This window comes from Arsenicicoccus sp. UBA7492, from assembly GCF_002479615.1.
GTDB classification, from domain to species: Bacteria; Actinomycetota; Actinomycetes; order Actinomycetales; family Dermatophilaceae; genus Arsenicicoccus; species Arsenicicoccus bolidensis.
In genome coordinates, this window is the sequence record NZ_DLOE01000034.1 from 17,388 (window position 1) to 42,318 (window position 24,931).

At 72.5% G+C, this 24,931-nt stretch carries 23 protein-coding genes; 12 read left to right on the top strand and 11 right to left on the bottom strand.

Going from position 1 to position 24,931, the window contains the following annotated elements; translation table 11 throughout:
* The first annotated feature begins 155 nt into the window (after nt 1-155).
* Entirely contained in the window at nt 156-350 is a 195-nt protein-coding gene (gene rpmB / locus B4E97_RS09720; protein ID WP_019287942.1) for a 50S ribosomal protein L28, read from the top strand.
* A gap of 86 nt (nt 351-436) precedes the next feature.
* Nucleotides 437-1,585: a DUF418 domain-containing protein gene (locus tag B4E97_RS09725; RefSeq protein WP_286959691.1), complete on the top strand. Its 1,149-nt coding sequence runs from the start codon at nt 437-439 to the stop codon at nt 1,583-1,585.
* On the opposite strand, the gene thiL is transcribed toward B4E97_RS09725, so the two are convergent.
* Nucleotides 1,530-2,603, bottom strand: a complete 1,074-nt coding sequence (thiL, locus tag B4E97_RS09730; RefSeq protein ID WP_286959692.1) for a thiamine-phosphate kinase — start codon at nt 2,601-2,603, stop codon at nt 1,530-1,532. The genes B4E97_RS09725 and thiL overlap by 56 nt on opposite strands.
* Nucleotides 2,604-2,722: 119 nt before the next feature.
* Between thiL and B4E97_RS09735 the strand changes: the two genes are divergently transcribed.
* The 6 genes from B4E97_RS09735 to B4E97_RS09760 all read left to right on the top strand — a co-directional run bounded on the left by B4E97_RS09735 (nt 2,723) and on the right by B4E97_RS09760 (nt 7,792).
* The gene (locus tag B4E97_RS09735) at nt 2,723-2,956 is read left to right on the top strand and encodes an Lrp/AsnC family transcriptional regulator (RefSeq protein ID WP_019287944.1); all 234 of its coding nucleotides are present in this window, start codon (nt 2,723-2,725) and stop codon (nt 2,954-2,956) included.
* Between the two features lie 10 nt (nt 2,957-2,966).
* Entirely contained in the window at nt 2,967-3,440 is a 474-nt protein-coding gene (locus B4E97_RS09740) for a DUF3515 family protein (protein ID WP_286956513.1), read from the top strand.
* A gap of 22 nt (nt 3,441-3,462) precedes the next feature.
* Nucleotides 3,463-4,428 (top strand): cation diffusion facilitator family transporter, encoded by a 966-nt coding sequence (locus tag B4E97_RS09745; protein WP_034253124.1) that lies wholly within the window; start codon nt 3,463-3,465, stop codon nt 4,426-4,428.
* 122 nt (nt 4,429-4,550) lie between these two features.
* Nucleotides 4,551-5,660, top strand: a complete 1,110-nt coding sequence (locus B4E97_RS09750) for a metallophosphoesterase family protein (RefSeq protein ID WP_286959693.1) — start codon at nt 4,551-4,553, stop codon at nt 5,658-5,660.
* A 25-nt stretch (nt 5,661-5,685) separates the two neighbouring features.
* Nucleotides 5,686-6,663, top strand: coding sequence for a GNAT family N-acetyltransferase (locus tag B4E97_RS09755; RefSeq protein WP_286959694.1), 978 nt, complete (start codon nt 5,686-5,688; stop codon nt 6,661-6,663).
* A 64-nt stretch (nt 6,664-6,727) separates the two neighbouring features.
* Complete coding sequence (locus B4E97_RS09760) at nt 6,728-7,792, top strand: trans-sulfuration enzyme family protein (protein ID WP_286959695.1); 1,065 nt, start codon at nt 6,728-6,730, stop codon at nt 7,790-7,792.
* A gap of 196 nt (nt 7,793-7,988) precedes the next feature.
* On the opposite strand, the gene B4E97_RS09765 is transcribed toward B4E97_RS09760, so the two are convergent.
* Nucleotides 7,989-8,939, bottom strand: coding sequence for an NAD(P)H-dependent glycerol-3-phosphate dehydrogenase (locus B4E97_RS09765; protein WP_286959700.1), 951 nt, complete (start codon nt 8,937-8,939; stop codon nt 7,989-7,991).
* A 65-nt stretch (nt 8,940-9,004) separates the two neighbouring features.
* Entirely contained in the window at nt 9,005-9,730 is a 726-nt protein-coding gene (locus B4E97_RS09770) for a lysophospholipid acyltransferase family protein (RefSeq protein WP_286959696.1), read from the bottom strand.
* A 128-nt stretch (nt 9,731-9,858) separates the two neighbouring features.
* Between B4E97_RS09770 and cofC the strand changes: the two genes are divergently transcribed.
* Nucleotides 9,859-10,566: a 2-phospho-L-lactate guanylyltransferase gene (gene cofC / locus B4E97_RS09775; RefSeq protein WP_029212643.1), complete on the top strand. Its 708-nt coding sequence runs from the start codon at nt 9,859-9,861 to the stop codon at nt 10,564-10,566.
* On the opposite strand, the gene B4E97_RS09780 is transcribed toward cofC, so the two are convergent.
* From B4E97_RS09780 to leuC, 4 genes are all read right to left on the bottom strand, one after another.
* Complete coding sequence (locus B4E97_RS09780; protein ID WP_286959697.1) at nt 10,534-11,022, bottom strand: hypothetical protein; 489 nt, start codon at nt 11,020-11,022, stop codon at nt 10,534-10,536. The two genes, cofC and B4E97_RS09780, sit on opposite strands and share 33 nt — an antisense overlap.
* A 44-nt stretch (nt 11,023-11,066) precedes the next feature.
* Complete coding sequence (locus tag B4E97_RS09785; protein ID WP_019287955.1) at nt 11,067-11,651, bottom strand: HU family DNA-binding protein; 585 nt, start codon at nt 11,649-11,651, stop codon at nt 11,067-11,069.
* A 461-nt stretch (nt 11,652-12,112) separates the two neighbouring features.
* Nucleotides 12,113-12,703, bottom strand: coding sequence for a 3-isopropylmalate dehydratase small subunit (gene leuD, locus B4E97_RS09790; RefSeq protein ID WP_019287956.1), 591 nt, complete (start codon nt 12,701-12,703; stop codon nt 12,113-12,115).
* A 10-nt stretch (nt 12,704-12,713) separates the two neighbouring features.
* Nucleotides 12,714-14,132, bottom strand: coding sequence for a 3-isopropylmalate dehydratase large subunit (gene leuC / locus B4E97_RS09795; protein ID WP_019287957.1), 1,419 nt, complete (start codon nt 14,130-14,132; stop codon nt 12,714-12,716).
* A 140-nt stretch (nt 14,133-14,272) separates the two neighbouring features.
* Here leuC and B4E97_RS09800 point away from each other — a divergent pair, with 140 nt between their 5' ends.
* The 3 genes from B4E97_RS09800 to B4E97_RS09810 all read left to right on the top strand — a co-directional run bounded on the left by B4E97_RS09800 (nt 14,273) and on the right by B4E97_RS09810 (nt 18,397).
* Nucleotides 14,273-14,995: an IclR family transcriptional regulator gene (locus B4E97_RS09800; protein WP_019287958.1), complete on the top strand. Its 723-nt coding sequence runs from the start codon at nt 14,273-14,275 to the stop codon at nt 14,993-14,995.
* Between the two features lie 241 nt (nt 14,996-15,236).
* Complete coding sequence (locus B4E97_RS09805; RefSeq protein ID WP_239262754.1) at nt 15,237-16,940, top strand: AMP-binding protein; 1,704 nt, start codon at nt 15,237-15,239, stop codon at nt 16,938-16,940.
* Between the two features lie 17 nt (nt 16,941-16,957).
* Complete coding sequence (locus B4E97_RS09810; protein WP_239262757.1) at nt 16,958-18,397, top strand: FAD-dependent oxidoreductase; 1,440 nt, start codon at nt 16,958-16,960, stop codon at nt 18,395-18,397.
* Nucleotides 18,398-18,647: 250 nt separating this feature from the next.
* Here the strand turns inward: B4E97_RS09810 and B4E97_RS09815 are convergent, their stop codons facing one another.
* The 4 genes from B4E97_RS09815 to B4E97_RS09830 form a co-directional block, all read right to left on the bottom strand.
* Nucleotides 18,648-21,080, bottom strand: coding sequence for a GH92 family glycosyl hydrolase (locus B4E97_RS09815; RefSeq protein WP_286959698.1), 2,433 nt, complete (start codon nt 21,078-21,080; stop codon nt 18,648-18,650).
* A gap of 166 nt (nt 21,081-21,246) precedes the next feature.
* Nucleotides 21,247-22,218 carry a bile acid:sodium symporter family protein gene (locus B4E97_RS09820; protein ID WP_286956450.1) on the bottom strand — a complete coding sequence of 324 codons (972 nt, stop codon included), beginning with the start codon at nt 22,216-22,218 and terminating at the stop codon, nt 21,247-21,249.
* Between the two features lie 177 nt (nt 22,219-22,395).
* On the bottom strand, nt 22,396-24,009 hold the full coding sequence (locus tag B4E97_RS09825; RefSeq protein WP_286956448.1) for a PTS ascorbate transporter subunit IIC: 1,614 nt from the start codon (nt 24,007-24,009) through the stop codon (nt 22,396-22,398).
* 49 nt (nt 24,010-24,058) lie between these two features.
* Nucleotides 24,059-24,931: PTS sugar transporter subunit IIA (locus tag B4E97_RS09830; protein ID WP_286959699.1), on the bottom strand; the 873-nt coding region annotated here is incomplete at its 5' end.

Below are 24,931 nucleotides of genomic sequence, written 5' to 3' on the forward strand. Positions count from 1 at the left end.
ACACCGCTCACCGTCGCGTGCTGCCGGACCCCGAGGCCCAGGTTTGGTGCCTGCCCCTCGGGTCGGCTACGCTAGAGCGGTTGCCCCACCACTTCCGCGCCGTCGGCGTGCTTGTCGGGGCGCACCCCGACTGTCAACGAATGTAGGAGATCACCGTGGCTGCCAACTGCGATGTCTGCGGCAAGGGACCGTCCTTCGGTCACAGCATCTCGCACTCGCACCGTCGCACCAAGCGCACCTGGACCCCCAACATCCAGCGTGTCAAGGCTCTGGTCGGCGACGCGGGTGTGACCCCCAAGCGTCTCAACGTCTGCACCTCCTGCCTCAAGGCGGGCAAGGTCAAGCGCTGACACCAGCACCGCACGACCGCCGAGGGCGGCTCTCCACCGGGAGAGCCGCCCTCGGCGTCATACCTGAGCGACCCGCAGGAGACCGTATGCCGAGCGCCACGACCCGCGTGGTCGCCGTGGACGTCGCGCGCTGCCTGGCCCTGCTCGGCATCCTCGTCAACCACCTCGTCGGCGGCCTGGCGAGCGCGATCCTGTGGGACGTCCACGCGGTGCTGTTCGCGGTGCTCGTCGGCGTCGGCGCGCAGCTCGGCTCGACCGCCCACCGTCGTGGGTCCACCGTCGCCGCCGGCGCCGTCCGGGCCACCGCCCTCGCCGTCGTCGGGCTCAGCCTCGCCGAGCTCGAGACCCGGGCCGCCATCGTGCTCGTGAACCTCGCCGTGGTGACCCTGGCGGTCACCTGGGCGGCCCGTCGCAGCACCGTCGTCGTGGGTGCGGTGGCTGTGGGCATCGCCCTCGTCGCACCCGTGCTCGCCCACCTCGCGCGGGGCGAGATGCAGGGCCCCTGGCACCCCGACGTGGCGTGGAGCGACCTGGAGGACCCGACCCACGCGCTGGCCACCCTGCTGGTCGCCACGTCCTACCCTGCGCTGCTGTGGACGGTGCTCGGGCTGCTCGGCGTCCTCGCGGCGCGGGCCTACCTGCCCGGCGACGGTCGGCCGGCCCGGCCCGCCGCCCTCGCCCTGACCGGGCTCGGGCTGGTGCTCGTGGGGCGGGTCGGGAGCATCCTCGCGCTCGTCCTGACCGGCCGGACCGCCCTGCTCGAGGCGGAGCAGCAGGCGGCGCTGGAGGAGTCCGCCCTGCCGGACGACCTCGATCGGCTCTCGCTCGTGGGGGCCTACCTGCCCTCGACGCCCAGCCTGCTCGTCAGCGGCGGCCTGGCGCTGCTGGTGCTCGCCGGGGTGCTGGGCCTGTGCCGCTCGGACCGGGTGCGGGGATCCCTGGTCGTGCGGGCCGCCGCGGACGTGGGGTCGATGACCCTGTCCGCCTACGCCCTGCACGTCCTGATGCTGCCCGGCACGGAGGTCGCCCTCGACGCCTGGCCGGGCCTGGACCCCTGGTGGCTCTACCTCGCGCACGTCACGGTCATCGCCGTCGCTCTGCTGACCTGGCGTCGCACCCTGCGCCGTCCGGCGTCGGTCGGTCCGCTGGAGTGGCCGACCCGAGCAGCGATCTCGGCGGTCACCCGGCGAAGTGGTCCCACCCCTGCCCCTGGATCGCCTCGCCATCCAGCGTGACCCGCGGCCGCGCGTCGTCCGCCTCCACGACCCGGCCGACGGCCCACCAGTGCCCGTCCGGGTCGCTCTGGTCCCGCAGCAGCGGGCTGTCGGCAGGGAAGGTTGCGAGGAGCGAGTGCTCCTCGCCCCCGGTCAGCACCTGCGACCACGCCACGTCGAGCGGCAGCACGTCCGTCAGCGGCGGGTCCACGAAGTCCCGCTCGAGGTTCGTGCGGTCGAGGTCGATGCGGACCCCGGACGCCCGGGCGATCCGGCCGGCGTCACGCACCAGGCCGTCGGACACGTCCATCATCGCGGTGGCGCCCGCGAGCGAGGCGACGACCCCCGAGGAGACGGAGGTCACCGGCGTGCGGTGGAACCACATGAGGACGCTCCGGGCGCTCTGCTCGTGCCATCCCGGAGGGGGCTCCTCGCCCGTGGGGTATGGCCGGGGGCTGCCGGGATCCGTCTCCCCCTGGTCGTAGAGCCACCAGCCGGCCCCCGACCAGCCGAGGGACCCGTGGACGGCTAGGACGTCGCCGACCCGCGCCCCTGACCGCAGCACCGGGTCGCGGCCCTCCAGGTCGCCGAGCGCCGTGATCGAGACCATCACCACGCCGTCGGGCGCCCCTGAGAGGTCCCCGCCCACGACGCTCACGTCATACCGCTCGGCCTGGGACGCGACCCCCTGCGAGAACTCCTCGGCCCACCGGGCCGGCAGGTCACCGTGCGCGGCCAGGGTGACCAGGAGCCCGGTCGGGCGGGCGCCCATCGCGGCGATGTCGGCGACGTTCTGCGTGACGAGCTTGGACCCGACCTCGGCCGGCGTCGACCACTCGTCGCGCCAGTCGTGCCCCAGCACCATCGTGTCGGTGGTCGCGACCACGGAGCCGGTCGGCGCCCGCAGGACGGCGGCGTCGTCACCGGGCGGCACCAGGACATCCTCGGACTGGACGAAGTAGGGGAAGATCCGGTCGAGCAGGTCCTCCTCGGAGAGGTCCCGCAGGCGCGGTCCGTCCTCGGCGTGGGCTTCTGACATGCGACCTCCAGTGCGGGCCTTCGGGAGCGACACGCTACCGTGGTCGCGAAGCGGCACCACCCTTGGTCCCGCACCCGCCGCAGCGACGCGGCGGTCACCTAGAACGAGTGGAGGATTCGATGGTCCAGGCCTACATCCTGATCCAGTCCGAGGTCGGCAAGTCGTCCCAGGTCTCCGAGTCCGTCGGCGCCATCGACGGCGTGGTCAAGGCCGAGGAGGTCACCGGACCCTACGACGTCATCGCCCGGGTCGAGGCGGAGAACGTCAACGAGCTCGGCCAGCTCGTCATCGCCAAGATCCAGGACATCCAGGGCATCACCCGCACCCTGACCTGCACCGTCGTCCACGGCTGAGCAGGAGACCGTGCAGGGTCTGCTCGACCGACGCATCCTCGTCACGGCCACCGTCTGCGCTCTCGCAGCGGTGGCCGTGACGCTGCTCCTGCTGCGTCCGCGGCCGGTCGAGGTGGTCGCCGGCCCCGCCGACACGTCGGCAGCCTGCGTGGCGGCCCGGGAGCACTGGCCCGTCACGGTGGCCGGTCAGGAGCGCCGAGACGACGTCGTGGGCGCCCGGAGCGCGACGGCCTGGGGATCGCCCGCGATCATCGCCCGCTGCGGCCTGGCTCCGCAGCCGCCCAGCGCCGACCAGTGCATCGACGTCAGCGGGACGGACTGGGTCGTGCAGCCGCTGACGGACGGGACGCGGCTGACGTCATACGGCACGGACCCCGCGATCGAGGTGCTCGTCCCCGAGCGCTACGCACCCGCTCCCCTGCGGGTCGGGGTCTTCGCGGACGCCGTCCGGTCTCTGCCCTCGACCGGTCGCCGCTGCACCTGACTCCCCGGTGCAGACTGGGCCCATGAGCGCCTCCGACAACGCCGCCCCCACCGAGCACCAGGGCGGGGACAGCCTGGTCACCGTCCTCGTCGCCCTCGGCGCCAACGCCCTGATCGCGGTCGCCAAGACGGTGGTGGCGGTCATCACCGGATCCGCGTCGATGGTCGCCGAGGCGGCACACTCGTGGGCGGACGCCGGCAACGAGATCTTCCTGCTGCTGGCCGAGCGCAAGTCGGGGCGCCCTCGCGACCGCTCGCACCCCCTCGGCTACGGCCGCGAGGCGTACGTCTGGTCCATGTTCGCGGCGTTCGGCCTGTTCACGGCCGGCTCGATCGTCTCCATCTGGCACGGCATCACCTCCCTGACCACCGAGGAGGCCGAGACCGACTACCTGCTGGCGTACGTCGTGCTGGCCGTCGCCTTCGTCCTCGAGGGCATCTCCTGGCTGCAGGCCATGCGGCAGACGCGACGCGAGGCCCGGGCCCGCGGCCTGTCGGCGGCCCGCTACATCTGGGGCACGCCCAACCCCACCCTGCGCGCCGTCGTCGCCGAGGACAGCGCGGCGCTCATCGGCATCGTGCTCGCCGCGCTGGGCATCCTGCTGCACGAGCTGACCGGCAACCCGGTGTGGGACGCCGTCGGCTCGATCCTCGTGGGCGTCCTTCTCGGGATCGTCGCGATCTTCCTCATCGACCGCAACCGCGACTTCCTCACGGGGCAGGCGGTGTCGCCCGACGTCCGACGCAAGGCCCTCACCGCCCTGCTCGGGCACCCCGAGATCGAGCGCGTGACCTACCTGCACCTCGAGTGGGTCGGCCCGCAGAAGGTCTTCCTGGTGGCCGCCGTCGACCTGACGGGCGACGCCCCCGAGCACGACCTCGCCGTGACCCTGGACCGGCTGGGCGACGAGCTGCGGACGCACGAGATGGTCGAGGAGGCCGTCCTGACCCTCGCCACGCCGGACCGTCCGTCGCTCGAGCTGGGCTGATCCCACCCCACGGCTGACCGGCGCCTCCCCCTGTTGGCCTGCCCGTCGCCCACCCGACGGCGGCCCGTCACCTCGCCGAGGCAGGCTGCGGGGATCCGACCAGACTCCCCCGGAGGTCCGCCATGCGCACCCGTCACGCCCTCGCCGGTCTCGGCGCCCTCACCCTCTGCCTGTCCCTCGGCGCGCCCGCGGTCGCCGGGCAGGACGGCGCCGGACAGGACGGCACCGGCAGGGACCAGGTCAAGGAGCAGGCCAAGGACCAGCGACAGGTCCAGGCACAGGGGCGTGGCAAGGGCCACCAGCGGCTCTACACGTTCGCCGTCATCGGGGACACGCCCTACGGCGCCGAGATGATCGCCCGCTTCCCGCAGGACGTGGACCGCATCAACGCCGACAAGGACGTCCAGCTGGTCATGCACGTCGGCGACATCAAGAACGGCTCGTCGCCGTGCTCCGACGCCTACTTCACCTGGATGCGAGGGCAGCTCGACCGGCGCGAGGACCCGGTGGTCCTCACCCCCGGGGACAACGAGTGGACCGACTGCCACCGTCCCGCCGCCGGTGGCTTCGACCCGCTGGAGCGGCTCGCCAAGGTCCGCTCGGTCTTCTACCCGCAGCCTGGCACGACCCTCGGCAAGCACCCGATGTACGTCAACGCCCAGACCTCTCTCGGCTTCCCCGAGAACGTCATGTGGTCCCGCGCCGAGGTGCAGTTCGCCACGGCCCACGTCGTCGGCTCCAACAACGGTTTCCTGCCGTGGACCGGCAGGACGACCACCACGACGCAGCAGCTCGCGGAGGCGGTCGACCGCACCGCCGCGGCCGTCACGCACATCCGGGCAACCTACGCCGAGGCGCGCCGCACCAAGGCCAAGGCGGTCGTCATCGGGATGCAGGCCGACATGTTCGACGTGACCCAGAAGGCCTGGAGCCTCGACACCAACAGCGCCTTCGTCCCCGTCATCAAGGCCCTGACGGAGGAGTCCAACCGCTTCGGCGGGGCGACCTACCTCCTGGACGGCGACTCGCACGTGTTCAACGACGACTACCCGCTGACCGCCGGCTCGGTCTGGCTGCAGCGCTACGGGCTCACCACGCCGGCCCCGAGGATCCACCGCATCACCGTCGACGGCGAGGCCGCCGCGGACGAGTACCTCTCGATGACCGTCGACCCCAAGGCCAAGAAGGGCTCCCGCGACGTCCTCGTCTACCGCCGCGTGCCCCTGACCTGACCGACGCTCGTGGGAGAGTGGCGGCATGCCTCTCCCCCACGTGCTCCCCGGGCGGCGGTATGCCGTCCGCGTGGCCCCCGCCCACCCCGTCGCCGGCGGCGTGGCCACCGGCATCGCGGCCCGCGACGTGGTGGGTGTCCTCGTCGGTGCGGACGCGGGCACGTGGACGCTGCTGCCCGAGGACCGTGGCCCCGAGACGGTGGCGGTGGCGGACGTGCGGGCGGCCCGCGAGGTGCCGCCCCGCGTCGTCCGCCCGACCTCCTCGATCGACGACGTCCAGCGGCTCGCCGCTCGCGGCTGGCCAGGTCTCGAGCAGCACCGCCTCGGCGGGTGGCTGCTGCGGGCGGGTGCGGGCTACACGGGGCGGGCCAACTCCGCCCTCGTCGCCGGGGATCCGGGGCTGTCGGTCGAGGACGCGGTGACGCGGGTCGAGGCGTTCTACGCCGAGCGCCAGACCTCGGCCCGCTTCCAGCTCGCCTATCCCCTCACGGGACCTCAGGACCCGGCCGGTGACGTCGACGCCGTGCTCGCCCGGCGCGGCTACGCGGTGGTGACGCCGACCTACACCTACGTCGCCGACCTGCGCACGCTGGACCCCGCACCGCTGGGCGACCTGGCCGCCTCCTGGGCCGACGACCCGGACGAGGAGTGGCTCGCCCCCGAGAGCCCGCTGCACGGTCGCCACCCGCGCGCCGTCGACGTCATCACGGCGTGCCCGGCGGGCTACCTGACGCTGCGGTCGGGCGATGCCTTCGTGGCCCGGGCGCGGCTCGTCGTCACCGAGGACTGGTGCGGCATCACCGAGCTCGTCGTCGACGAGTCGGCGCGCGGGCGGGGGATCGGACGTCGCGCCATGGGCGAGCTGACCCGTGCGGGGCGCGAGTCGGGGGCCCGCTTCGGCTACCTGCAGGTGCTCCAGACCAACGCCGCGGCCACCAGCCTCTACGACGCCCTCGGCTGGCATCGGCACCACCGCTACCACTACCGCGCCCTCCCCTCCTGAGGCCCTGGCGCCCCCGAGGCTCCTGACGGCGGTGCGGTCGGTCTTCTCGGCATACGGTGTGGGCATGCACGAGGACTGGACCCTGGCCACCCGCTCCGTCGCCCTCGGACGCCCGGCGCACGAGCCCGGCGCGCCGGTCAACGCGCCGCTCGAGCTGTCGAGCACCTATGTCGCGGGCGCGGATCCGGGCTACGGACGCGTGGGCAACCGCACGTGGGACGCCTTCGAGCAGACCCTCGGCGGGCTGGAGGGCGGCCGGTGCCTCGCCTTCGCCAGCGGTATGGCGGCCGTGGCCGCCGCCCTCTCCCTCGTCCCGCGAGGCGGGGTCGTCGTGGCGCCGGACGGGGCCTACAACACGACGCTGTCGCTGCTCGCGTCGCTGGCTGCGGACGGCTCCGTGCGCGAGCTGCGTCGCGTGGACCCGGCCGACACGGACGCGGTGGTCGCGGCGCTGCCGGGGGCCGACCTGGTGTGGCTCGAGTCCCCCACCAATCCCCTGCTCGAGGTGGCCGACCTGTCCGCGATCGCCGCGGCCGCCCACGACGCCGGTGCGATCGTGGTGTGCGACAACACCTTTGCGACTCCGATCGTGCAGCGGCCGTTGGAGCTCGGGGTCGACGTCGTCGTCCACTCGGTGACGAAGTACCTCGCGGGACACTCCGACGTCGTCCTCGGTGCCGTCGTCACGGACCGACGTGAGCTCGGCGAACGGCTGCACGCGCACCGGACCCTGCACGGCGCGATCCCGGGACCGCACGAGACGTGGCTGGCGCTGCGCGGCATGCGCACCCTGGCGCTGCGGGTCGAGCGGGCGACGGCGAGCGCCGCCGAGCTGGCCAGGCGGCTGGGCGAGCACCCGTCGGTGAGCCGGGTGCGCTACCCGGGGCTGGGCGCGATCGTGTCCATCGAGATCGCCGCCGGCGCAGAGGCCGCCGACCGCGTGTGCCGCGCCACCCGGCTGTGGACGCACGCGACGAGCCTCGGCGGGGTGGAGTCACTGCTCGAGCGCCGTCGCCGTCACGCCAACGAGCCCGTCGTCGTGCCCGAGGATCTCGTCCGCCTGTCGGTCGGGATCGAGGACGTCGAGGACCTGTGGCGCGACCTCGACCAGGCACTGCGCAGCGTGTGACACCTGGCCCCGCGTCGTCGAGCCGGGCACCCGCGCCGCTGACTCGGGTCGCCGCACCCGTCTCACCCTGCAACCCGAGACCACCTCGCCAGCGCGACGCCGAACCGGGCACCCGCGCCGCTGACTCGGGTCGCCGCACCCGTCTCACCCTGCAACCCGAGACCACCTCGCCAGCGCGAGACCGGCCCCCACGAACCTAGCGGCGCTCCTCCTTGCGGGCCCGCGACATCAGCTGCGTGACGACCTCGCTGGGGTCGCGCCCGTCGTGGACCACGGCAGCGACCTGCTCGACGATCGGCATGTCCACCTCGACGCTGCGCGCCAGCGCCAGGATCGACTCGGCGGACTTGACGCCCTCGGCGACCTGGCGGGTCTCGGCGACGACCTCGTCGACGGTCATGCCCTGACCGAGCTTGACCCCGAAGGAGTGGTTGCGCGACAGGGGCGACATGCACGTGGCGATGAGGTCGCCGACGCCCGCGAGCCCCGAGAAGGTCAGCGGCTTGGCCCCGAGCCGCACACCGAGCCGCGTGGTCTCGGCGAGGCCGCGGGTGATGATCGAGGCCTTGGAGTTGTCACCCATGCCCAGGCCCTCGGCCATGCCGACGGCGAGGGCGACGACGTTCTTGGTCGCGCCGCCGAGCTCGCACCCCACGACGTCGGTCTCGGTGTAGGGACGGAAGTAGGGGGTCGCGCAGGCGTGCGCCACCTCCTCGGCCGTGGCCTTGGAGGTGGACGCCACGACGCTGGCGGCGGGGTCCCGGCGGACGATCTCGCGCGCCAGGTTGGGGCCGGTCACGACCGACACGCGGTCGGGGTCGACGTCACCGACCTCGCAGATCACCTCGGACATGCGTCGACCGGTGCCCAGCTCGATCCCCTTCATGAGGGACACGTGCAGGGCGTCGGCCGGCAGGTGCGGACGCCACCCGTCGAGGTTGGCCCGCAGGCTCTGGGACGGCACCGCGAGCACCACGATCTGGGCGCCGTCGAGCGCCGCGGCCACGTCGTCCGTCGCGGTGATGCGGCGGGATAGGGTCAGGCCAGGGAGGTACTGGCCGTTGGTGTGGTGCCGGCGGATCTCGTCGGTGACCTCGGCGCGGCGACCCCACATGGTGACGTCGTTGCCGGCGTCGGCCAGGATCATCGAGAAGGCCGTCCCCCAGCTGCCAGTCCCGAGCACCGCGACCCGCCGGGCGGGAGAGGTGGTGCTCACTCGGACTCCCCGTGACGGCGCATGTCGTAGCGGGTCGGCGGGGCGGTCTCGCCGCGCAGCTGCTCCAGCAGGCCGATGACGTCGCGCATGATGCGGTCGGTCGCCTCGCGGACGACCTCGCCGGTGACGGGACGACCCTGCAGGTCGGAGAGGTCCACCGGTGGGCCGGCGAGCACCCGCATCGTCTTGCGGGGGAACGGCCGAAGCTTGCCGGAGTAGGGCGCCAGCAGCTCCTGGACGCCCCACTGCGCCACCGGGATCACCGGGCACCCCGTCTCCAGCGCGATGCGGGCGGCGCCGGTCTTGCCGGTCATCGGCCACATCTGCGGGTCGCGGGTGATGGTGCCCTCGGGATAGATCGGCACGGTCTTGCCCTGCTGGATGGCGGTGATCGCCGCTCGATAGGCCTCGATCGCGCGACCGGTGTTGCGGTAGACGGGGATCTGCCCGGCCTGCCCGATCAGCCGGCCGAAGAACGGGACCCGGAACGCGGCGTCCTTGGCCAGGAAGAACGGCGGGCGCCCGTTGTCGTAGAGGAAGTGCGCCAGCATGATGAAGTCCAGGTGGGACACGTGGTTGCAGCAGACCACCACACCACCCGGCCGGTCCAGGTGCTCGGCGCCCCGCCAGTCCCGCCTCATCAGCGGCACCACGCCGGACTTGGCGATCGCGACGCACACGCGATAGGCCCACGGCAGCCGCACCCTCGGCGATCGACCCACGTCAGTCCCTTCGACAGGCGGGCGGCCGGGAGCTCCCGGCCAGGTGGCCCGCCGACACATCTTCGCGGAGCGTCCCGCGTGCTGTCGACCTCAGCGCACCGCGCGCCGCGCCTGCCAGACTGCAGGTGATGTCCGCTCACACCTCCCCCGCGCCCGCCGTCCCCTGGCGAGTCGTCGTCCCCGTCAAGGACACCCGCCTGGGCAAGTCCCGACTCCAGCCGCCCGACGGGGTCCCGCGCAACCTGCTCGCCATGAGCCTGGCCCTCGACACGATCAACGCCGTCCGGCACTGCGTGGGTGCCGCGGCGGTGGTCGTGGTCACCTCGGACGCCGCGCTCGAGTCCCACGCCCGCGCCTGGGAGATCCCGGTCGTGCCGGACCCCGGGGACGGCCTGGACGCAGCCCTGCGGGCCGGTGCCTCGTATGCCGAGGAGCGCGCCGCCGCCTCGGGCCTGCCCGCTCCCGGGGTCGCCGCGCTGCTCGGGGACGTGCCCGGCATGCACCCGGACGACCTGGCCGCCGCGCTGCGTCTGGCCGAGGGGGTCGACCGCGGCTACGTCCCCGACCACGAGGGCACCGGGACGGTGCTGCTGACGGCCAGGCCCGGGGTCGCGCTGGACCCGGCCTTCGGCGCCGGCTCGGCGGCCCGGCACGGCGCCGGTGCGGTGGACCTCACGACGCTCGGCCCGGTGCCGGAGCGCTTCCGCCTGGACGTCGACGACCGGGCGTCGCTGGCCCGCGTGGCGGCGATCGGGGTGGGTCGGCATACGGCCATGGTCCTCTCGCTGGGGACCCCCGAGCCCTCAGCCGCCCAGCAGGCCCAGGGCCAGCGCTGAGGCCGTCACGGCGAGGACCGCGCAGGCGGCGCCCGCCAGCGCCAGGCGCCACAGCCGCCAGCGCACCCCGGCCGTGCGGCAGCGCTGCAGCCACAGGAGGGTCGCCAGGGAGGCCCAGGGGGTGACGAGAGGACCGACGTTCGCACCGACGAGCACCGCCATTAGGCGGGTGGGTTCGCCCACCCCCGCCGGCTCGAGCGCCAGGTAGGCCGGCAGGTTGTTGACGACGTTGGCAGCGACCGCCGTCACCCCGGCCACGCGCAGCAGGTCCCCGGTGCTGGATCCCGTGCCGGCCAGGGCCACCAGTCCGTCGAGGTGCCCGGCCCCGTGGGCCCAGGCCACCACCGTCGTGAGGACCGCGAACCCGGCGACCGTCCCGAGGGGCGGTCGTGGGTGGTTGCCTGCCTGGGGCAGGCAGAGGGGGCAGGACGCCGACGCACGACGAGGGGGCGCCACCGATCGTGGCGCCCCCTCGTCGGGCTGTCCGGTGCCGGAGGTCGCTACTTCTTCGGGGCGGCCTTCTTGGCGGCGGAGCGGGCCGCGGGGCGCGGGGTCGCGACCTTGGCGGCGGAGGTCTTCTTGGCCGTGCTCTTGGCAGCCGTGCTGGTGACCTTCTTGGCAGTCGTGCTGGCGGCCTTCTTGGCCGTCGTGCCCTTGCTCGTCGTGCCCGCGCTGGCGCGCTTGGCGGGTGCCGCCTTGGTGGTGGCCTTCTTCGCGGTGGCCTTCGTGGCCGGCGCGGCAGTCGTGGTGGCGCCGAGCGCCGAGGCGGAGTTGGCGCGAGCGCCGGCGACGCCGGCCTTCGGCAGCTTCTTGGGGTCGGAGACGACGTCCTTGAACTGCGTGCCCGGACGGAACTTCGGGACGTTGGTCTTCTTGATGCGCACGGACTCACCGGTGCGCGGGTTGCGTCCCGTGCGGGCCGCACGTGCGGCGCGCTCGAAGGTGCCGAAGCCGGTGATCCCGACCTTGCCGCCCTTGGCCACCTCACGGATGACGACGTCGACGAGGGCCTCGACCGCGTCGGACGCGGCCTTGCGGCTACCCAGACGGTCCTCGAGGGCGTCGAGCAGATCTGCCTTGTTCACGATTCCTCCACGAATCCCGGTGCACGCCCGGTGGTTACCGGTCGTCGCAGGTCAGCTCGCCGCAACAGCCCTGCACGGCAACGACGTTCGACCTGGCATCGACGGTAGGGGCAACCGGACGCGGCGTCCACGGTTTGTCAAACTTGGCGTCGTTGCAGGGCAACGACATTGACCCCAGCAGACCGGCCTGCGCCGACGGCCGGGTGAGGGCAGGACCTCCGGTCACCGGCCTTCCCGACGGGGTCGACCCGCTGACCCGGTCAGCGTGGAAGTTGTTGATCGACAAACGACTTCGCGGTATACCGAGGTGGCGACGCGCACCTCGACGTCCCCGATCCGAGACCCCGAGGAGCGCTGCCGGGGGCACGTCGACACTGTCGTGGACGCGCCTCCCGACCCTCGAAATCCGTTGTCCGCCACCGGGCGTGGCGTTACGCCGTCCGGGTGAGCGGTCCCGTCGGCTAGACCGTCGTGCGGGGCTTGTAGGCCGGCCGGTCTGCCTCGTAGGCCTCGATCGCGTCCTCGTGCCGCAGCGTCAGGCCGATGTCGTCGAGCCCCTCCAGCAGCCGCCAGCGCGTGTAGTCGTCGACCTCGAACGGCGCGACGATGTCGCCGCAGGTGATGGTCTTGTCCCGCAGGTCGACCGTGATCTCGGTGCCGGGGTCGTTGTCCAGCGCCTTCCACAGCAGGTCGACGTCGCCCTGGGACACGACGGCCGTGAGCAGCCCCGCCTTGCCGGAGTTGCCGCGGAAGATGTCGGCGAATCGGCTCGAGATCACCACGCGGAAGCCGTAGTTCATCAGCGCCCACACCGCGTGCTCGCGCGACGAGCCGGTGCCGAAGTCGGGTCCGGCGACGAGGACCGAGCCCTCGGCATACGGCGCCTGGTTGAGGACGAAGGTGGGGTCGCTGCGCCAGGCCGCGAAGAGGCCGTCCTCGAAGCCCGACCGGGTGACCCGCTTGAGGTACTCCGCCGGGATGATCTGGTCGGTGTCGACGTTGCTGCGACGCAACGGGACTCCGACGCCGGTGTGCGTGGTGAAGGCATCCATGGCGGGCTCCTCAGTGGGTGGCCGGCTCGCGGGCCGGCTCCAGGTCGGCGGGGCTGGACAGGGTGCCGCGGACGGCGGTGGCGGCGGCGACGGCCGGCGAGACCAGGTGCGTGCGACCGCCCTTGCCCTGGCGCCCCTCGAAGTTGCGGTTGGAGGTGGAGGCGCTGCGCTCCCCCGGGGCGAGCTTGTCGGGGTTCATCGCCAGGCACATCGAGCAGCCGGGCAGGCGCCACTCGGCCCCGGCCGCGGTGAACACCGCGTCCAGCCCCTCGGCCTCGGCCTGCAGCTGCACCCGCGCCGAACCGGGCACCACGAGCATGCGCACGGAGCCGGCGACCTGACGACCGGCCAGGACCCCGGCGACCTCGCGCAGGTCCTCGATCCGGCCGTTGGTGCAGGACCCGACGAAGACCGTGTCGACCGCGATCTCCTTGAGCGGCTGGCCCGCTCGCAGGCCCATGTACTCCAGGGCGCGCTGGGCGTTGGCCTTGTCGTTGTCGTCACCGAGCTGCTCGGGGTCGGGGACGGACGCCGACAGCGGCAGGCCCTGACCCGGGTTGGTGCCCCAGGTGACGAACGGCGACAGCTGGGTCGCGTCGATCGTGACCTCGTGGTCGAAGGTCGCGTCGTCGTCGGTGCGCAGCGAGGTCCACGCCTCGACGGCGGCGTCCCAGTCGGCGCCCTGCGGCGCGTGCGGCTTGTCCTTGAGGAAGTCGAAGGTCACCTCGTCGGGGGCGATCATGCCGGCGCGCGCGCCCGCCTCGATCGACATGTTGCAGATGGTCATCCGCGCCTCCATCGACAGGCTGCGGATGGCGGAGCCGCGGTACTCCAGCACGTAGCCCTGACCGCCACCGGTGCCGATCTCCGCGATGACGGCGAGGATCACGTCCTTGGCCGTGACGCCGTCGGGCAGCTCGCCCTCGATGTTGATCGCCATGGTCCGGAAGGGCTTGAGGGGCAGCGTCTGGGTGGCCAGGACGTGCTCGACCTCGGAGGTGCCGATGCCGAAGGCCAGCGCCCCGAAGGCGCCGTGCGTCGAGGTGTGCGAGTCGCCGCACACGACCGTCATCCCGGGCTGGGTCAGGCCGAGCTGCGGGCCCACGACGTGGACGATCCCCTGCTCGGCGTCGCCCATGGGATAGAGGCGGATGCCGAACTCCTCGCAGTTGCGGCGTAGAGTGTTGACCTGGGTCAGGCTCACCGGATCGGTGATCGGGCCCGGTGTGGTGGGGACGTTGTGGTCCTCGGTCGCGAGCGTCAGCTCCGGGCGGCGCACCGCGCGCCCCTCGAGCCGCAGCCCGTCGAAGGCCTGCGGGCTGGTCACCTCGTGCAGCAGGTGCAGGTCGATGTAGAGCAGGTCGGGCTCGCCGTCAGCACGGCGGACGACGTGGGCGTCCCACACTTTCTCGGCAAGGGTGCCGCTCATGAGATTCCTCCGGCTTTGCTGGCTGTGACGGCGCGAATGGGCTTGCGTGGACGGGCTGACCGCCCCTCTCCCTGGCAGGCTGTCTCATCTCGACCCGCTCCGGATTTGCGTCTCAGGCTGCGAGACGGCAGTATCACCCTATGGACAACTCTTCTGGAGTCGGCGTTCTGGACAAGGCCGCCGTCGTGCTCGGAGCGCTGGAGGCCGGACCGGCCACGCTGGCCCAGCTGGTCGCCGCCACCGGCCTGGCCCGCCCCACCGCCCACCGTCTCGCGGTCGCCCTCGAGCACCACCGCCTCGTCGCCCGCGACATGCAGGGCCGCTTCGTCCTCGGCCCCCGCCTCGCAGAGCTGTCCAGCGCCGCCGGCGAGGACCGCCTCCTCGCCGCCGCCGGCCCGGTCCTCGGGGCGCTGCGCGACCACACCTCCGAGAGCGCCCAGCTCTTCCGCCGCCAGGGCGAGCACCGCATCTGCGTCGCCGCCGCCGAGCGCCCGATGGGCCTGCGCGACTCCATCCCCGTCGGCGCCTCCCTGTCCATGCTCGCCGGGTCCGCCGCGCAGGTCCTGCTCGCGTGGGAGGAGCCCGACCGGCTGCACCGCGGCCTGCAGGGCGCCAAGTTCACCGCCACCACCCTGTCGGGCGTCCGCCGCCGTGGCTGGGCCCAGAGCGTCAGCGAGCGCGAGCTCGGCGTCGCCTCGGTCTCCGCGCCCGTCCGGGGCCCCTCGGGGCGCGTCGTTGCGGCCGTCTCCATCTCGGGGGCCATCGAGCGCATCTCGCGCCAGCCCGGCCGCCTGCACGCCGCCACGGTCGTCGCCGGCGCCAACAAGCTCACCGAGATCCTGCGCCGCACCTCCTCCGTCTAACCTCCCTCAGGTAAGCACGTCCGCCCGGGTCAGCCCGCCGGGCGGACGTGACGACCTGAGGTAGGCACGTCCGCCTGGGTTCGCACGCCATGTCGCCGTGACGACCTCGGGTCGGTCCATGGCGCGAGCCGCCCGGCGGGTCACGGCGACCGCTCAACGATTCGGCGGCCCCACCTCGCGCTCTCCCGTCCTACGTTGGTCGCAGGCTTCCGCCATACATCCGACTCGACGAGGAGAGACGATGACCGCTGCGACCGAGACCTTCCGCGAGGCCCGGGACCTGCTCCTGGACCTGCGCACCGACTACGCCGCCGCCAAGGAGCGTTTCACCTGGCCGCAGATCGACGAGTTCAACTGGGCGCTCGACTGGTTCGACCAGATCGCCGAGGGCAACGACAAGCCCTGCCTGTGGATCGTCGAGCAGGACGGGTCGGAGGCCAAGGTCTCGTTCGCGCAGATGTCACGTCGCTCGGCGCAGGTCGCGAGCTGGCTGCGGGACCAGGGCGTCCGGCGCGGCGAGCGCGTGATCATCATGCTCGGCAACCAGGTCGAGCTGTGGGAGTCGATGCTCGCCTGCATCAAGCTCGGCGCCGTCATCATCCCCACGACCACCCTCCTCGGTCCCGCGGACGTCCGCGACCGGATCGAGCGTGGCGGCGCGCAGCACGCGATCGCCCGCTCGCAGGACGTGGGGACCTTCGACGGGGTCTCCGGCGACTACACCCGCATCGCCGTGGGCGAGCCGGTCGACGGTTGGTCGTCGTATGCCGACTCCGCCGCGTCCCCCGACACGTACACGCCGGAGGTGCCGACCCGCGGCGACGAGTCGATGCTGCTCTACTTCACGTCGGGGACGACCTCCAAGCCCAAGCTGGTGGAGCACACGCAGGCGTCCTACCCCATCGGGCACCTCACGACGATGTACTGGGTCGGCCTGGAGCCCGGCGACATCCACCTCAACATCTCCTCGCCGGGGTGGGCCAAGCACGCCTGGTCCAACGTCTTCGCCCCCTGGAACGCCGAGGCGTGCGTGTTCATCTACAACTACACGCGGTTCGACCCCGCGGCGCTCATGCACCACATGGACCGGTGCGGCGTGACCAGCTTCTGCGCCCCGCCGACCGTGTGGCGCATGCTGATCCAGTCCGACCTGGGTGGTCTGCAGAACCCTCCCACCAAGGTGGTCGGGGCTGGCGAGCCGCTCAACCCCGAGGTCATCGAGCAGGTCGAGAAGGGCTGGGGCGCAACGGTTCGCGACGGCTTCGGCCAGACCGAGACGACGCTCGCCGTGTCCAACTCCCCCGGCCAGCCGGTCAAGCCCGGCGCCATGGGACGGCCCTCCCCCGGCTACGTCGTGCGGCTCGTCGACCCCGCGACCGGCGAGGTCGGCGTGCAGGAGGGCGAGATCTGCCTCGACCTGGCTCACCGCCCCCTCGGCCTGATGGTGGGCTACAACGGCGACCCGGACAAGATCGCCGAGGTCATGCGGGACGGCTACTACCACACGGGTGACGTGGCGAGCATCGACGAGGACGGCTACCTGACCTACGTCGGCCGCGCGGACGACGTCTTCAAGGCCTCTGACTACCGCATCTCGCCGTTCGAGCTCGAGTCCGTCCTGCTGGAGCACGACTTCGTGGCCGAGGCGGCCGTCGTGCCGTCGCCGGACCCGTTGCGTCTCGCGGTGCCCAAGGCCGTCGTGGTCCTCACCCCGGGCGTCGAGCCGACCGCCGACACCGCGCGGGAGATCTTCCGGCACTCCCGCGAGAACCTCGCGCCCTACAAGCGGATCCGGCGCCTGTCCTTCTCGGAGCTGCCCAAGACGATCTCCGGCAAGATCCGCCGCGTCGAGCTGCGGCAGGCCGAGGACGCGGGCTACGCCACCGCCGACGCGCGTCCGACCGGGGATTTCCACGAGGACGACTTCCCCGAGCTGCGCGGCTGAGCGTGGACCCTGACCGTATGACGAACGCGCACCGCGTCCGACGGGTCGCCGTGGTCGGCGCCGGACCCGCCGGGCTCTTCGCCGCCCAGGCGCTGGCCGGTCAGGACGAGCTGCCGGTCCACGTGGACCTGCTCGACCGGATGCCGACGCCCTTCGGCCTGCTGCGCTACGGCGTCGCCCCGGACCACGAGAGCATCCGCTCGGTGGCGACGGCGCTCGCCCGCACCCTCGACCTGGAGGCCGTCACCTTCTGGGGGCTCGTGGAGGTGGGTCGTGACGTGTCCCGGGCCGAGCTGCTCGAGGCCTACGACGCGGTGATCTACGCGGTCGGGGCGAGCGAGGACGTGCGCCTCGGCATACCCGGGGAGGACCTGAGCGGCAGCCGCTCCGCGCGCGAGTTCGTCGCCTGGTATGGCGGGCACCCCGACGCGCGACCTCAACCGCTCGACGGGGTGCGGGCGGTCGCGACGGTCGGCGTCGGCAACGTCGCCGTCGACCTGGCCCGGATCCTGCTCAAGGAGGCCCGTTCGCTCAGGGTGACCGACATGGCCGAACCCGTCCTGGAGGAGCTCGCCCGCAGCGAGGTGCGCGACGTGTGGATCGTCGGGCGGCGGGGTCCCCAGCACGCGAGCTACACGACCAAGGAGCTGCGCGAGCTGGTCGCCACCCCGGGGATCGACGTGACCGTCTCCGAGGGGGCGTTCGACGGGCTGGACGAGGCGGCGCTCGACCGGCGCACGCGCGCCAACGTCCAGCTGCTGCGTGGTCTGCCCACCGAGGGCGACGGCGCCCCCGCATCGGACGGGGGCCGGCGACGGCTGCACTTCGCGTTCTACGCCCGGCCGGTGGAGATGACCGAGCGTGACGGGCGGGTGGACGGTCTGACGGTCGAGCGCACCCGGCTGCTTCCCGACGGATCGGTCGAGGGGACGGGCTCGCTCGAGACCCTCGACGTGCAGCTCGTGCTGCGCGCGGTGGGCTACCGCGGGAGCCCGCTGGCCGACGTGCCGTTCGACCGGACGCGCGCGATCATCCCCAACGTCGAGGGCCGCGTCGTCGACGAGGCGGGCGTGAGGCAGCCGCGGGAGTACTGCACGGGCTGGGTCAAGCGCGGACCGATCGGCGTCATCGGCACCAACAAGTCCGACGCCGCGCAGACCGTGGCGCACGTGCTCGCCGACCTGCAGGCAGCCGAGGACGCTCCACGGGACCCGCAGGGTGGGCGGGTCGAGGAGCCTGGCGCCGTCGCGGACCCTGGGACCGGCGAGGGTCATCGACCCGGCGCGTCTCGAGACGGTGTCGGCCCTGTCCTCCGCGCCCGCGGCCACCACCCGAGCACCCTGGCCGACTGGCGCGCCATCGACGCGGCGGAGATCGAGCTCGGCCGCGGCGAGGGTCGCGAGCGCGTCAAGGTGTCGACCTGGGACGAGCTCCTCCGCCTCGTCACGGACCACTGACAGACGGGCCCCTGGCCCTCGCCCTTCCCCACCCCCTCGCAGGCCGGCCACCCCCTCGCAGGCCGGCCACCCCCTCGCAGGCTGGCCACGCTTCGCAGGATCGTGAGTGTTTCGTCCAACATTCTTGGACCAAGCACTCACGATCCCGGGTGGGGGCGCTGGCGGTCGATCGCGCATCGGGGCCGCGCATGACGGCGCCCCGCCGCCCGAGCTCAGCCGGACAGGAGGCGGGGCGCTGCGTCATACGGCCTCAGCGGTCGACCGGGCGATCGCCCGGCATCGTGGCCCACCGGGTGTTGGGGGTGCGGCGCAGGTCGATCCGCACGACGCCGCCGTCGTTGACGACCCCCTCGGTCAGCCAGGACCGGGTCCACGGCCTGCCGTTGACGCGCACCCGGTCGATGTAGACGTGGTCGGGGGAGGCCGCCGGCGCGTCGATCCGGATCGTCGCCCCGCCGTCGCGCCGGATCCAGGCCCGGGGGAAGACCGGGCTCGACAGGAGCATCTCCGCACGGGCGGGGTTCTGGGGATAGATCCCCAGCGCCGCGAAGACGTACCACGAGGACATGGTCCCCAGGTCGTCGTTGCCCGGCAGCCCCTTGGGTCCGGTCGTGTAGGCCAGACGCTCCATCGCCCGCACGGCCTCCTGCGTCTTCCACGGAGCACCGAGCGCGTTGTAGAGCCAGGGGGTGTGGATGCCCGGCTCGTTGGTCGCGTCGTAGCGGAGCGGGTCACCGCCCGTCACCCACGACCCGTCGGGCTTGCGGAAGAAGGCGTCCAGTCGGCTGATGGCCCTGGCGTCGCCACCCATGGCCCGCGACAGGCCGGAGACGTCGTGCGGCACCATCCAGGTGTAGGTCGCCGAGCTGCCCTGTGCGAAGCCCTTGTCGGAGGCGGGCGTGAAGGGCTGCACCCACGAGCCGTCCGCGTTGCGCGCCTGCTGGTAGCCGCCGTCGGGCGTCGCCACGGGGTTGAAGGTGTTCTTCCAGCTGGACGCCCGGCGGCGCATGGCGTCGGCCTCCGACGTACGGCCGAGACGTGCAGCCCAGTCCGCCAGGGCGTAGTCCGCCACCGAGTCCTCCAGGGTCTCGGCGGCGCCGCCCCAGCTGTGGCCACCGTCCTGCGGCACGTAGCCGAGCGCCAGGTACTGCGCCAGGTCCGGGCGGATGCCGGCGCACTGGCCCGGGCACCCGTAGGTCGACAGGCCGTCCGCGTGCGGCACGGTCGCCTGGCGGTAGAGGGACGCGAACGCCGCCCGGGTCTCGAAGTTGCGGACCCCGAGGGAGTAGAAGCCCGCCAGCGTCGGCGCGCTCGGGTCCCCCGTCATGACGTGGGTCCAGGCCGTCAGGTGCACCCACCGGTCCCAGACCCCGCCGTGGTGCCGGCTGTTGTTGAGCAGCGACTGGGCGAAGTCGCCGGCGAGCCGGGGCTCGAGGAGCGCGAGCAGCTGCGTGTGGGCGCGGTACTCGTCCCAGCCGGAGAAGTTGCCGAGCTGGGCGCGTTGGCCGGGAGACAGCCGGTGGACGCGCTGGTCGGCCCCCCAGTAGGTCCCGGCCACGTCGTTGACCACGTTGGGCTCGAGGAAGGCGTGGTAGAGCGCGGTGTAGAGCTTGGTGCGGGACTCCGTGCTCCCCCCGGCGACCTGCACCCGGGTCAGCTGCTCGTCCCACTGCTGGTCGGCCGCCCTGGCCACGCTGGCGACCGTGTCGCGCGGCGCGACCTCGGCGGCGAGGTTGGCCCTGGCCGCGCCGAGGCTGGTGTAGGAGATGCCGACCTTCATGCCGACCGTGGTGCCCGGTGCGAACGAGACCCAGCCGCCCGAGCCCTTCCCGGCGCGAGCCGCCCCGGTCTCGTAGCCCTCACCTCCGATGGCTCTCCTCGTCCCGGGACGGATCCGGTCGTTCACCCACGTACCCGTCCCGGTGAAGGCCCGGTCGAAGCTCGCCACGAAGTGCAGGCGGTAGTAGCTGCGCTTGTTGCTGCCGTTGCCCGTCGCGCGGCGACCGCAGAAGGCGCCCGTGAGGACCGACCCGGTCACGGTGCGGGTGGCCGGGTCGATGGAGATCTCGGCCGACTCGCTCCCGTTGAGCGAGTTCGAGGTCCGGAACAACAGGTTGGCGGGCTTGCCCGCAGGGAAGCCCAGCGACGTGACGGCGGCCCGGGTGGTGGCGGCCGCGTCGATGCGGACGCCGTTGTCCAGGGCCAGGGTGTAGCGACCGGGCACCGCGCGCTCGCCCGCGTGAGAGAAGGTGCTGGCGTAGACCTCGTCCTTGGTGTCCGCCGAGGGCGAGATCCCCATCGCGGCCGGGTGGGGAAAGATCGGGACGTCACCCATGGCGCCCGGGTGACAGCCGGCGCCGTTGACGTGCGTCAGCGAGAAGCCGCGCAGCTTGGTGGTGTCATGGCTGTAGCCGTTGGAGGCAGCGGTGCTGGTCTGGTCGCCCGCGGTGCTGGTGGGGCTCCACGACAGCATGCCGAAGGGTCGGACAGCGCCGGGATAGGTGTTGCCACCGTTGCTCGTGCCGACGAGGGGGTCGACGTAGCGCGACAGGTCCTTGGCGACCTGGGGCCGCGAGACCAGCGGCGTGGCCGGATCGACCGGAGCGCCTGCTGCGGAGGTGGCCGACGACGTGACGGCGAGGACGAGCGTGCTGGCAGCAGCGAGGGGGACGAGTCTGCGCACGGGGGCTCCTGGGGCTCGAGAAGGGTGGTGCCGCAAGCAGATTCTGCATCCAGGGCGACCCGGTGTCGCGCCCGTGAACACCGGCCGCCATCCAGGCCAAGACTTGGCTCACCGCCGTGCCCTCCCGTCGCCCCTGCCTACCCGTCTCCCCTACCCGCACTGGTGGTCAATCGCGGATCGGGCGGCGCCGGAAGTACGCCGCGAGCATGGCTCCGGAGAGGTTGTGCCAGATCGAGAACACGGCGCCCGGCAGGGCGGCCGTCGGCGAGAAGTACTGCGACGCAAGGCCGGCGGCCAGACCGGAGTTCTGCATCCCGACCTCGATGGCGACGGTGCGCCGGGCCCGCTCACGCTGTCCGGTGAGGGCGGCAAGGCCATAGCCCACCAGGTAGCCGAGACCGTTGTGCAGGACGACGGCGAGCAGGACGATCCCGCCGGCAGCGACGACCTTGGACGCCGAGCCCGAGACGACGGCGGCCACGACCAGCGAGATGGCGACGACGGACACCCAGGGCAGGGCGGGAAGCACCCGCTCGACGACCCGGCCGAGGAAGGTGCGCACCAGCAGGCCCAGCACGACGGGGACGAGCACGATCCACAGGATGCTGGAGGCCATGCTGCGCGCGTCGACGGGGAGGTAGGTCCCCGCGAGCCACAACGTCAGCAGCGGGGTGAGGATCGGGGCCAGCAGGGTCGACACCGAGGTCATCGCCACCGACAGCGCGGTGTCCGCCTTGGCGAGATAGCTCACCACGTTGGAGGCGGTGCCGCCGGGCGCGCAACCCACGAGGATGACGCCGGCTGCCAGCTCCGGGGACAGCCCCAGCGCCTTGGCCACCGCCCAGCCGAGCAGGGGCATCACGAGGTACTGGGCGACGACACCGATGAGGACGGGAAGCGGCCGGCGGGCCACGAGCGCGAAGTCCTGCCCGCGCAGGCTGAGCCCCATCCCGAACATGATGATCCCTAGCAGCGTGTTGACGTGGGGCAGAAGGGGTTTCGCCGACGACGGGGCCAGATAGCCGAACGATGCGGCCGCCAGGATCAGGATCGGGAAGAGGGTGACGGCCATCCGGGCCGAGCGGTCCTCGGCTGCGGTGGACGGGTCGCGCTGCTCGGTGGGCGCGGGGCTGGACATGGGGACCTCCTAGGACGGACCACACACTGTGACCCGCCGTTCCACATCTCGGGACGATCGTCTCGTCATACGTGCGCTTGAAACGCGTCGTCCTCCCCAAAGATCGTGAGTGTTTGGTCCAAGGATGTTGGACCGAACACTCACGATCTCGGGGGAACGAAGGGCGTAGGGCCCGGGTCAGGGGCGTGACGCATCCTCGAGCGGGGGCGGAGGCGTGGGAGCGCCTTCCGGCGGTGCGATGCGCGGGTAGCGAGGCGCCCCACCGGATCCGTGCGTGGACATCGCCGCGCTGCTGGGTCCTGCTGTCCCGGAGCCTGAGCCGACCCCAGCACCCGTGACGGTGGCCGGGGCAGCCCGACCGGCGGCCGGTGCCGGGTCCCACCTCCGGTCGACCACGCGCTTCTGCACGAGGATGGCCGCCGAGAGCAGCGCCAGGCCGATGAGCGACAGGATCACCGTGCCGGCCACCACGCCTGCGCGGGCGCCGTAGCCGATCAGGATGCCGAACCAGCCGAAGTCGGCGTCGCCGAAGGTGGTGTTCTCCGAGCCGAAGGAGCCGAGCACCTTGAGCAGCAGGGCGGGGAGGAAGGTCACCAGCAGGCCGTTGACCAGGCCGCCGGCCACCGCGCCCCGGCGACCGCCCGTGGCGTTGCCGTAGACACCCGCCGCGCCACCCGTGAAGAAGTGGGGCACGAGCCCCGGCAGGATGAGGGCGAGCCCGAACATCGGACCGAAGACGACGCCGAGCAGGAGCAGGCCGATCAGGCCACCGAGGAAGCTGGACAGGAAGCCGATGAGCACGGCGTTCTGGGCGTAGGGGAACACGATGGGGGCGTCCAGCGCCGGGATCGCCCCGGGCACGACCTTGGCCGCGATGCCCTGGAAGGCGGGCACGAGCTCACCGAGGATCGTGCGGACGCCGAAGAGGATGACCGCGACCGCGATCCCGAACTGCAGACCCTGGGTGACCGCCTGCATCACGTAGTTGCCCACGTTGGTCGCGCCGCCCTCGAACGCCGTGAAGGCGGTCGTCGCCCCTGCGCGCACGAGGTAGAGGACGGCGACGACGACATACATCAGCACCATGGACAGCGCCGTCGCCACCATCGAGTCCCGCAGGAAGCGTAGGGACTCGGGGACCTTGAGGTCCTCGGTAGAACGGCTGGTCCCCCGCGGGTCGACGAGGCGTCCGACGGTGCCCGCGGCGACGTAGCCCGCGGTTCCGAAGTGCCCGATCGCGATGGAGTCGTCGCCGGTGATCTTGCGGGTCCACGGTTGGGAGAGCGCGGGCAGCGACACCATGAGGATCCCCAGGAGGATCGCCCCCAGGACGACCACCACGACCGGGGGCATGCCTGCTGAGGCCATGACGATCGTGATCAGCGTCGCCATGAAGAGCAGGTGGTGCCCGGTGAGGAAGACGTAGCGCAGCGGCGTGAAGCGGGCGAGCAGGATCGCGACGACAAAGCCGAGGATCATGAGCCACGACACCTGCGCGCCGTACCGCGCCTGCGCGATGCCGGCGATGGCCTCGTTGGTGGGGACGACACCCTGCGCGCCGAGCGCGCCCTGGATCATCTTGCCCAGGGGGGTGAGCGAGGCCGCCACGAGACCGGCGCCGGCACCGATCAGGAGGAAGCCGAGGACGGCCTTGAGCGCGCCTCCCGCCACCTGGCCGGCGCTGCGCCGCATGGCGATCAGGCCGATGGCGGTGATGATGCCGATGAGGTAGGCCGGGACGCTCAGGATCTCGTTGACGAGGAACTGGGCGATGGCCAGCAGGACGTCCATGGGTCGCTCCGATGCGCGCAGGGGTGGGTGAGCCGGTGACTAAGGCCGGTCAGATGGCGTAGAGACGCCGCAGAGTGGCGTCGATCTCGCTCTGGGACGTGAAGTTGTCGATGACCTCCACGGGAACCCCGACGTCACCGAGGGTCTGGGCGATCGCCCCGGAGGTGAGCAGGAAGTCGGCTTCCTTGGCTCGGCCCTTGGCCGAGATCGTGTCGGTGGCCTCGACGGAGAGGTATGGCGTCCAGCCCCATCGGTCGAGCACCTGCTCCGTGGTGTTCTTGAGGAACAGGCTCGTCCCGAGGCCGTTGCCGCACACCGTGAGGATGAGCCGCTTGGACGGCACGGCATCGCCTGTGACGGCTGTGTCGGCCATCGCGGGACGGAGGTCGTGCTGCTCGTCGGTGGAGCGCGTGGTGGTGGCTGCCGGGGGCGCGTCAGCAGGGGCCGAGGATGCAGCAGCCGCCGGAGCCGCTGCGGGACGAGCGGTGAGGGCGTCGCGCACCTCGTCCGGCGTCTGCGCTCGCTCCAACGCCTCGCGGCACTCCGGGGCGGCGAGCACGCCGGCCAGCGCCGCGAGGGCGTCCTGGTGGGCCGACGAGTCGACCGATGCGAGGGCCATGACGAGGGTGACCGGGTCGTTCGTGTCGTGCCCGAAGCGCACGGGCTCGGCCAGACGCACAAGGCTCATGCCGGTCCGCGTGACGGAGTCGTCCGGCCTCGAATGGGCCAGGGCGAAGCCCGGCGCGAGGACGATGTAGGGACCGTGCTCCTCCACGACGCGGATCATGGCGTCCGTGTAGGAGTCCCCGGCGACCCCGGTCTCGCCGAGCAGCTCGCCGGCCGCACGGATCGCCGCCCGCCAGTCGGACGCGTCGACGTCGAGGCGAATCGCGTTGACGGGCAACAGATCACGGAGTTCAGA

Excerpts from the sequence above, each read along its gene's own strand:
- B4E97_RS09725 (WP_286959691.1), top strand. The coding sequence starts at position 437 with ATGCCGAGCGCCACGACCCGCGTGGTCGCCGTGGACGTCGCGCGCTGC.
- leuC (WP_019287957.1), bottom strand. The coding sequence starts at position 14,132 with ATGAGCGGCACCCTTGCCGAGAAAGTGTGGGACGCCCACGTCGTCCGC.
- B4E97_RS09800 (WP_019287958.1), top strand. The coding sequence starts at position 14,273 with ATGGACAACTCTTCTGGAGTCGGCGTTCTGGACAAGGCCGCCGTCGTG.
- B4E97_RS09820 (WP_286956450.1), bottom strand. The coding sequence starts at position 22,218 with ATGTCCAGCCCCGCGCCCACCGAGCAGCGCGACCCGTCCACCGCAGCC.
- B4E97_RS09810 (WP_239262757.1), top strand. The coding sequence starts at position 16,958 with ATGACGAACGCGCACCGCGTCCGACGGGTCGCCGTGGTCGGCGCCGGA.
- B4E97_RS09805 (WP_239262754.1), top strand. The coding sequence starts at position 15,237 with ATGACCGCTGCGACCGAGACCTTCCGCGAGGCCCGGGACCTGCTCCTG.
- B4E97_RS09755 (WP_286959694.1), top strand. The coding sequence starts at position 5,686 with ATGCCTCTCCCCCACGTGCTCCCCGGGCGGCGGTATGCCGTCCGCGTG.
- B4E97_RS09750 (WP_286959693.1), top strand. The coding sequence starts at position 4,551 with ATGCGCACCCGTCACGCCCTCGCCGGTCTCGGCGCCCTCACCCTCTGC.
- B4E97_RS09825 (WP_286956448.1), bottom strand. The coding sequence starts at position 24,009 with ATGGACGTCCTGCTGGCCATCGCCCAGTTCCTCGTCAACGAGATCCTG.
- thiL (WP_286959692.1), bottom strand. The coding sequence starts at position 2,603 with ATGTCAGAAGCCCACGCCGAGGACGGACCGCGCCTGCGGGACCTCTCC.
- B4E97_RS09745 (WP_034253124.1), top strand. The coding sequence starts at position 3,463 with ATGAGCGCCTCCGACAACGCCGCCCCCACCGAGCACCAGGGCGGGGAC.
- cofC (WP_029212643.1), top strand. The coding sequence starts at position 9,859 with ATGTCCGCTCACACCTCCCCCGCGCCCGCCGTCCCCTGGCGAGTCGTC.
- leuD (WP_019287956.1), bottom strand. The coding sequence starts at position 12,703 with ATGGATGCCTTCACCACGCACACCGGCGTCGGAGTCCCGTTGCGTCGC.
- B4E97_RS09760 (WP_286959695.1), top strand. The coding sequence starts at position 6,728 with ATGCACGAGGACTGGACCCTGGCCACCCGCTCCGTCGCCCTCGGACGC.
- B4E97_RS09735 (WP_019287944.1), top strand. The coding sequence starts at position 2,723 with ATGGTCCAGGCCTACATCCTGATCCAGTCCGAGGTCGGCAAGTCGTCC.
- B4E97_RS09765 (WP_286959700.1), bottom strand. The coding sequence starts at position 8,939 with ATGATCCTGGCCGACGCCGGCAACGACGTCACCATGTGGGGTCGCCGC.